The organism is Aquitalea pelogenes, from assembly GCF_001515305.1.
Classification (GTDB): Bacteria; Pseudomonadota; Gammaproteobacteria; order Burkholderiales; family Chromobacteriaceae; genus Aquitalea; species Aquitalea pelogenes.
On sequence record NZ_LNQV01000016.1, the window covers coordinates 82,653 to 91,178 of the forward strand.

At 59.5% G+C, this 8,526-nt stretch carries 4 protein-coding genes, 1 pseudogene and 1 CRISPR repeat array; of the genes and pseudogenes, 4 read left to right on the forward strand and 1 reads right to left on the reverse strand.

The features are described 5' to 3' along the window. Positions 1–40 precede the first annotated feature (40 nt). From aspT to AWT75_RS09080, 4 genes and pseudogenes are all read left to right on the forward strand, one after another. On the forward strand, positions 41–1,723 hold the full coding sequence (gene aspT / locus AWT75_RS09060; RefSeq protein WP_045844898.1) for an aspartate-alanine antiporter: 1,683 nt from the start codon (positions 41–43) through the stop codon (positions 1,721–1,723). A gap of 206 nt (positions 1,724–1,929) precedes the next feature. Next, the gene (locus AWT75_RS09065; protein WP_161937738.1) at positions 1,930–3,753 is read left to right on the forward strand and encodes an ATP-binding protein; all 1,824 of its coding nucleotides are present in this window, start codon (positions 1,930–1,932) and stop codon (positions 3,751–3,753) included. Positions 3,754–3,756: 3 nt separating this feature from the next. After that, positions 3,757–5,076 (forward strand): sigma-54-dependent transcriptional regulator, encoded by a 1,320-nt coding sequence (locus AWT75_RS09070; RefSeq protein ID WP_062788935.1) that lies wholly within the window; start codon positions 3,757–3,759, stop codon positions 5,074–5,076. A 1,489-nt stretch (positions 5,077–6,565) separates the two neighbouring features. Beyond that, positions 6,566–7,152, forward strand: a pseudogene (locus tag AWT75_RS09080) (methyl-accepting chemotaxis protein). 119 nt (positions 7,153–7,271) lie between these two features. Here the strand turns inward: AWT75_RS09080 and AWT75_RS21235 are convergent. Beyond that, a complete protein-coding gene (locus tag AWT75_RS21235; RefSeq protein WP_153013282.1) occupies positions 7,272–7,946 on the reverse strand; it encodes a BRO-N domain-containing protein in 675 nt (224 codons plus the stop codon). 218 nt (positions 7,947–8,164) lie between these two features. Further along, positions 8,165–8,492: a CRISPR direct-repeat array (repeat unit 28 nt; unit sequence TTTCTGAGCTGCCTGTCCGGCAGTGAAC). The last annotated feature ends 34 nt before the right edge of the window (positions 8,493–8,526 follow it).

Sequence of the window (8,526 nt, forward strand, 5' to 3'; positions counted from 1 at the left end):
TAACCGGCTGGCGGTGGTCGACCATACAAAGGTGTCTATCATGGACTACATCATTCATACCCTGCAGAAGTATCCGGAGATAGCGATTTATCTGACCATCGCTGTCGGCTTCTGGGTGGGCAATCTCAGTCTGGGCAAATTCAATCTGGGGGTGGTGACTTCCACCTTGCTGGCCGGTTTGCTGATTGGCCAGGTGCATCTGGTGATTCCGCCGGTGCTGCAATCCACCTTCTTTGCCATGTTCCTGTTTGCCGTCGGCTATGCCGTGGGCCCGCAGTTCATCCGTGCGCTCAAGAGTGACGGTATCTCGCAGGTGTTCTTCACCATTCTGGTGTGTGCGTCCGGTCTGGTCACGGCCATCCTGCTGGGCAAGATGCTGCATTACGACGCCGCGCTGACTGCCGGCCTGCTGTCCGGTGGCTATACCAACTCCACCGTGCTGGGCGTGGCAACCGACTTGCTCAATCAGGTCAACCAGATGCCTGGCGGCGTGAAAGTGGCGATGGCGCTGATGCCGGTGGCCTATGCCGTGACTTACCCGTTCGGTACTGCCGGTTCTGCCTGGTTCCTGGCGACCTTTGCCCCGAAAGTGCTGGGTTTTAATCTGGCCGAAGAGTGCAAGAGCTATGAAAAGGAAAACGGCAACGGCCACACCGTGGGCAGCACTGCGTACCGCGAGTTTTCCGCCCGTGCCTTCCTGCTGAGCAATGTGGACTTGTTCGACAAGACGGTTTCCGAAGTGGAAGCCATGTTCAACCACGAAATCTTTGTCCGCCGCGTGCGTCAGGCCGTGGGTGCCAGGATTGTGGATTGCGAAGGGACTACCCGCATCCAGCGTAATGATGTGGTGGCCATTTCCGGCACCCTGACCGCGCTGCTGAAATACCAGCACCATTTTGGCAAGGAAGTGAAGGACGTTCCGCTGCTGGACTTCTCCACCGAACTGCTCGACCTGGTGGTCACCAGCCGCAAATACGCTGGCAAAACCCTGGGCGAAATCACCAGTACGCTGTTTGGCAAGCCGGGCCGTGGCCTGTTCCTTACCCGCTTCAGCCGGGGCGAGCTGGACATGCCGATGGGGCATGATGTGGTGGTACAGCGTGGCGACGTGCTGACCATTCTGGGTGCCAAGCAGGACGTGGTGGCCGTAGCCAAGGAACTGGGCTATGCCGACCGTCCGCTGGAAAACTCCGACATGGCCTTCATGGGCTTCGGCATCGTGGTGGGCAGCATTCTGGGTGCCATCACCGTGCATGTGGCCGGTATTCCGCTGAGCTTCGGTACTTCGGTGGGTTCCATTGTTGCCGGTATCGTGTGTGGTTACCTGCGTGCCACCATGCGTACCTTCGGCAAGATTCCTGGCCCGGCACTGTGGGTGTTCAATAATGTCGGTCTTAACGGCTTTATTGCGGTGATTGGCCTGAATGCCGCGCCTGGCTTCATTTCCGGCCTGCAACAATACGGCCTGACCCTGCTGTTTGCCGGTGCCGTGGTTACCCTGGTGCCGCTGATTGTCGGCCTGCTGCTGGGACGCTTCGTGTTCAAGTTCCACCCCGGCATCCTGCTTGGTGCTTGCGCCGGTGCCCGTTCCACCACGGCCGCGCTGGGCGCATTGCAAGACGCAGCGCAAAGCAAGGTACCTGCCGTGGGCTATACCGTAGGCTATGCGGTATCCCGGCTGGTGATGGCGGTGTTCACCATCGTGCTGGTCAACGTGTTCTAGCTGTCTTGTTCTTTATCCTTTCGGTCGTCGTGGCCCTGCCATGACCTTGCCACGCGGGTATGGCCCGCGTGGTTTTTTGCTTTGCATGTTGCGGCGCAAAAAGTGACAACGTGCTGTGGGATAATGCCCGCATGCCAGCCACCACCAGCCAGCCGCCGCAGGGCGACGACGTGAATCAAGCCAAACGGGCCAGGCCCGGAGTGCGTATGAAACGAAGCGGTTTTTATCTTTATTTGCTGATCTCCATGGCGCTGTCCTTGTTGTCCGCCTGGGTGGTGTACACCGTCAGCTGGCAGGAACAACTGCAACAGCGCCAGCAGGATTCGGTGCGCCGTGTGGCGCGCAATGCCGGTTTCCTGCAGCACGAGGTGGACAAGTTCGGCCTGCTGCCGCTGGCGGCATCCTATAACGACACCCTGCGCGAAGCGCTGGCCACGCCGGATGATGCCCGGCAACTGGCGCGTGCCAACCAGTACCTGGTGCGGCTGAATCAGGGCGCCGGGTCCTTGCAGGCGTACCTGGTAGACAAGGCGGGCAAGGTGATTGCCTCCAGCAACTGGCAGCAAAAAGACAGTTTTGTCGGCCGCAATATCGCTTACCGCCCTTATTTTCAGCAGGCCGCGGCCAATCGCATCAGCACCTATTACGCCATTGGCACCACCGGCAATGCCACCGGCTTTTATCTGGCCACCGGCATTTACCAGGGGCAGGAGCGGGTGGGGGTGGTGGCCATCAAGATAGGGCTGGAACAGCTGGAACACATGTGGGGCAATATCGTGGAGCCGCTGCTGGTATCCGACTCCAACGGCGTGGTGGTGCTGTCCTCCGTGCCGGAGTGGAAATACCATGCCACCACGCCACTCAGTTTTGCTGCGCGGCTGGCGCTGGAAAAAGCCCAGCAATACAACAAGCAGGTGATCAAGCCGCCCATCTGGCAGCGCAAAAGCGTGCTCAACAGCCAGGCCATGCTGGTGCAGATGGGGCAGGGCCGCAGTCGGCACGAATACCTGGCCATCAGCCAGACCATCCCGGTCAGCGGCATGACGCTGACCATGCTGAATGACACGCACGAGCTGCACAGCCTGGCCCTGACCCGCGCACTGGCGGTGGCGGTGGCGGTGGGCTTTGCCTGCCTGCTGCTGCATTCTGTCCGGCTATGGCGCATGAACCTGAAAGCGCAGGCCGAGGCGCGGCGCAATCTGCAACTGGCGCACGATCATCTGGAAGAGCAGGTCGAGCAGCGCAGCAGCGAGCTGCGCGAAGCCAATGCCAGCCTGAAAAAGGAAATCGAAGAACGCATCCAGGCGGCGCGGCAGGTGGAAAACTTCCAGAACGAGCTGATCCGTACCGAAAACCTGGCAGTCATCGGCCAGCTGTCCACCGGCATCGCCCATGAAATCAACCAGCCGCTGGCGGCGCTGTCCGCCTTGTCGGCCAATACCGTGCGTTTTCTGGAAATCAACGACCTCTCCACCGCGCGGGCCAATCTGGAACGCATCACCGACATCGTGGTGCGGCTGGGCGCGCTGACCGAGCAGCTGAAGTCCTTTGCCCGCCGCCCCAATGGCGAGCGCGAATCGGTAGCGGTGGCGCAGGCGGTGGAAAACGCCCTGTTCCTGCTGAACCACCGGCTGAAAAAGACGCATATCACATTGCAGCTGCCCGCCGAACCGGCGGATATTGTGGTGCTGTGTGAAGCCGTACGGCTGGAGCAGGTACTGGTGAATCTCGTCAGCAATGCCATTGATGTGCTGAACGGCGTGGACAACGCGCAGATCAGCATCGACTGGTCGCGCCAGGGCGACACCGTGCGCATCAGCGTGCGCGACAATGGCAGCGGCCTGTCCGACGAAGTGCGCGCCCACATCTTCGAACCCTTTTTCACCACCAAGAAAACCAGCGGGCTGGGCCTGGGGCTGGCCCTGTCCTCGGACATCATCAAGTCCTATGGCGGCATGCTGACTGCCGACAATCACCCGGATGGCGGGGCGGTATTCATCATCACGCTCAGACAGAACAAGCAGGAGTAACACATGAGCAATCTACAAGTACTGGTGATCGAGGACGATCAGGACGTGCAGCTGGGCTATGTCCAGGCGCTGGGGCTGGACGGCATCCAGGCCCAGGGCTTCGATTCGGTGGAAAAAGCCCGTCGCAGCATAGGCCGTGACTTTGCCGGCATCATCGTCAGCGACATCCGCCTGCCCGGCATGGACGGCCTGGCCTTCATGCAGGAACTGCTGGCCGACGATCTCGACCTGCCGGTCATCCTGATTACCGGTCACGGCGACATCGCCATGGCGGTGCAGGCCATGCGCGACGGCGCTTACGACTTCATCCAGAAGCCCTTCCTGCCGCAAGTGCTGGTGTCGGTGGTGCAACGCGCGCTGGAAAAACGCCGTCTGGCGCTGGAAGTGCGCCAGCTGCGCAAGCAACTGGCCGCCTATGGCGGGCTGGAAAGCCGGCTGATTGGCAACTCCAATGTGATGGCCGAGCTGCGCCACCTGGTGCAGGGCGTGGCCGCTACGCCCACCGATGTGCTGATCAACGGCGAAACCGGTGCCGGCAAGGAGCTGCTGGCGCGCTGCCTGCACGACCTGTCCGGCCGCACCGGCCCCTTTGTGGCGCTCAACTGCGGCGGCCTGCCGGAAACCCTGTTCGACAGCGAAATGTTCGGCCACGAAGCCGGGGCATTTTCCGGTGCCAGCAAGCAGCGCATCGGCAAAATCGAATACGCGCAGCACGGCACGCTGTTTCTGGATGAAATCGAAAGCATGAGCATGCCGATGCAGATCAAGCTCTTGCGTGTGCTGCAAGAGCGGGTGATCGAGCGGCTGGGTTCCAATCGGCTGATTCCGGTGGATTTTCGCGTGATTGCCGCCACCAAGGCCGATTTGTCCAAGCTGGCCGAAGAAGACAAATTCCGTGCCGACCTGTACTTCCGCCTGAACGTGGTGACGCTGGACCTGCCGCCGCTGCGCGCCCGGCGCGAGGACATTCCGCTGTTGTTTGACTACTTTGTCACCCAGTCCGCGCTACGCATGAACCGCCCGGCACCGGCCATCACCCCGGAAGTCATCCGCGACCTGATGGCCTACCACTGGCCGGGCAATGTGCGCGAGCTGCGCAATCAGGCCGACCGCTTTGTGCTGGACCTGAAAATGGTGCCGGGCAACGCCATGGCCGATACCCAGCCCACCTTGCACGCGGCGGTGGAGTCGTTTGAAAAGGGCATGATTGCCGAAGAACTGCGCAAGCAGGGCGGTAATGTGTCCAAAACCGCCGAAGTGCTGAAAATTGCCAAAACCACGCTGTTCGACAAGATCCGCAAATACGATCTGGAAGAAAAGTAAGCGGTAACTGCATGATCAGCAAAGCGGGCAGCAGGGCAGAGCGATGTTCTCTGCCCGTTTTTTTTGCTTGTTGCGCACCGTCCGGCACATGTGTTGCCACTGTTGTTTGCATGACAAGGGACGAATGGCAGAAAAATAATGCCAATGTGCTAATCTGGTATTGTACATCAACTTTATCCGCAATCGGTTTGCTGCGCCGGTCCGAAAGCGCATCCGGGAATCACTGGCACTGGCAGCAGGCCATGCTGAATCCACTTGCTGACCACGCCTGGCTTCTGGATTTACACCACCAACAAACAGACCAGCAACATAGCGTTAACAAGCCGAAGCTTTGCCCTGGTTCAGCGCGAGGGAGTACCTGCCACGCGCTGAATTCAAGTCTGGTGCAGCGTTTGCAAAATATCCGTCTACGATATAAGAAAATTCAGTTAAATCCGGGTGTCAGGAAGGCAGGGAAATGGGAAAACTCAAGGTTTCAAGTCGCTTATACCTGTTGCTTGCCATTGCGACAGCTGCCTTTTCATTCTTGCTGCTGATAACCCTTGTTGGCATGCGTTATCTTGGCGATCTGCAGAATGAAGGCTACCTGCGCAGCCAGCAAAGCAATGAAATGCTGATCACCGCCAAGCTTGGTCCGGTGATATATCGGGTCATTGCCGACAGCATCATTAACCGGAATCTGGATGAATCCGCCAAGGACTGGTCAGAAATCAAGGCCTTATCAGAAAAAAGGTTGGCCAATGCCGCTGAGCTGGCACGAAACGAGGATGAAAAGAAGCGGGTGGCACAAGCGCAAACTGCGTACCACTCGCTGGTAGGCTTGTATGAATCCCGCGTGTTGCCCTTGCTCAAGTCGGATGCCGATCTGAAGCTGATCCGGCCGCTGGATGACGAAATGGACAAATACGTCACCGCCATCAATGACGCCCTGACCCCCTTGGCCACGGCGTTGACGCAGGACGCGGACGAGGCCGACAAGCTGTTTGATGCGACATGTGCACGCATCATCTCCGGCAGCCTCGTCACTGCCGTGGTGATGCTGGCGGCCTTGATTGTCTTCTCCTTGTACGTCAGCCGGGGCATCATCCGGCAACTGGGAGGAGAGCCACATTACGCCATGGAAGTTTCGCGGCGCATCGCCGCTGGCGACCTTTCCACCCGCGTAGAGACCGCCGGTGCCAGTCCTGACAGCCTGATGACCTCAATCAAGATGATGCAGGAACAGTTGGCCTTGTTGATACGCCGGGTGCTGATCAGCGCTGACAATGTTTCCAGCCTGGCGGCCGAACTGGCTGCTGCATCCAGTCAGGTGTCCAGCACGGCATCGCAGCAAAGCAATGACACCATATCGGTGGCGGCATCCATTGAAGAACTGACAGTCAGCATTGATGTGGTGGCCGGCAATGCCAGGGAAGCCGAGCAGATTGCCACCGAGTCCGGCAGCCGCTCGGATCTGGGGGCCTCACAGGTCAAGGATGCCACGGATGAAATGACCCGCATTGCCCAGAACGTGACGGAGACGGCGCAACAAATGGCTACGCTTTCCTCGCAGTCGCAACAGATCAGCAGCATTGCCAATGTAATCAAGGAAGTAGCCGACCAGACCAACCTGCTGGCCTTGAATGCCGCCATTGAGGCTGCGCGCGCGGCGAGCAAGGCCGGGGCTTTGCGGTGGTTGCCGATGAAGTGCGCAAGCTTGCGGAGCGGACAACCGTATCCGCTGAAGAAATCACCACCATGATAGCCACCATCCAGAGCCATACGGAGCAAGCCACAGCAACCATGCAACTGGGTAACCAGCGGGTGAGCGAAGGAGTGGTACTGGCAGGCCGGGCCGGAGAGTCGATGCGACTGATCAGTGATGGCTCGAAAGGCGTGGTGCAGGCGGTGACCGTCATTTCCAATTCCTTGCGCGAACAGAAATCCACCAGCAGCGCCATTGCCAAACGGGTAGAGCATATTGCCCACATGACCGAACAAACCAGTACGGTGGTTTCACAGGTGGCTGCCAATGCCGAGCAACTCAAGGCGATGGCGGACGAGCTCAAACAGGCGGTTTCCGGTTTCCGGGTGTAGCCGGGGCATCCTGTCTGCTGGCGGATGCCCAGATGGGCATGTTTCTGTTCAGGTGCACTATGCACGCGGTCGCCCAGGTGCTACCGCGTGCGGCTGATCATACCTGCCCACACCATCCATTACCCCGACGACAACATGCGCCGTGCCTGGCGCTGCAAACGGCCACGCAGTTGCTGATGGCAGGCCGTTGCCAGCCCTAGCAACTCGCCATTATCTGCCGCAATCCCTTGTTCCGTGGCTATCTGCTGCGCCAGCGCCTGCAAGGGCGTGGCCGAACTGTTCAGCCCCAGCAAACGGCCATGCGCATGGCGCAAGGGGCTGTCCGGCGTGTAATCCAGCGTCAGCAACCAGTGCGAATGCTGCCAGCGCGCACCCTGTGCCAACACCGCCTGCAACACCGCATGACTCACCTGCACCCCGGCCTCCGCCGCCAGCGCCAGAGCCTGCTCCCAACGCGGAGCAGTGGGCGGCAGCTGCTCCAGTGCCGGTAGCAGCGCTCGGTTTAACCAGTCACGCAACTGCCGCGCCAGCGGCTTGCCACTGCGACGCAAGGCGCGCAGCAGGGCAGTCACAGGCCAGTATTGCTTGATGTCTTCAGTAACTGCGGTGTTTTTGCGGCTTGGGTCCGCCGCCAGTAATTGCTGCAGGCGGTTTCCCAGCCGACGGCCAGTGACGCCCAGCACATCGCCGCTATGCAGCCACCATTCGCCTTGGTGGTGTTGCACATGCAGTGGTTTGCCGTGGTAGTAAAAACAAAGGGGAGGTGGGTGTTGGGGGGTGTTCTGATCTGTCACGGTGCGGAGCTCCTGTTTGATTCGTTGAACGCCGCCTTTCAAGACTTTCGGATGCGATAGCCGCTGTTTGAAGTGTGTTGAGCACTAGCGGCGGATTCTAGGGATGACAGGGGAGTGCGGGAACTGACCGAATGGTCCGCAGAGTAGACGCGTCAGCCTTTCGATGCTGCCTATGCGGCAGTGAATGTTTATTGCAGCAGTCTTGAAAACTGCCGGATTTTCTGAGCTGCCTGACCGGCAGTGAACGCTCATCACTCCCCTCCCTTCGGCTGCGGGGCTTTCTGAGCTGCCTGTCCGGCAGTGAACTTCCCGTTGCCTCGCAAATTGGCATTACCGCTTTTCTGAGCTGCCTGTCCGGCAGTGAACGTAGCGGCACTGAGCGTGACGCTATCGGAAGTTTTCTGAGCTGCCTGTCCGGCAGTGAACACTGTCGAAGCAAAGTTGTTGGTATGCAGACTTTTCTGAGCTGCCTGTCCGGCAGTGAACGGTCAGCGAGGCCAGCACGACCTTGCGCTTCGTTTCTGAGCTGCCTGTCCGGCAGTGAACAGTGACCTGGATCAGGCCACGGCCACGGAACATT

Excerpts from the sequence above, each read along its gene's own strand:
- aspT (WP_045844898.1), top strand. The coding sequence starts at position 41 with ATGGACTACATCATTCATACCCTGCAGAAGTATCCGGAGATAGCGATT.
- AWT75_RS09070 (WP_062788935.1), top strand. The coding sequence starts at position 3,757 with ATGAGCAATCTACAAGTACTGGTGATCGAGGACGATCAGGACGTGCAG.
- AWT75_RS09065 (WP_161937738.1), top strand. The coding sequence starts at position 1,930 with ATGAAACGAAGCGGTTTTTATCTTTATTTGCTGATCTCCATGGCGCTG.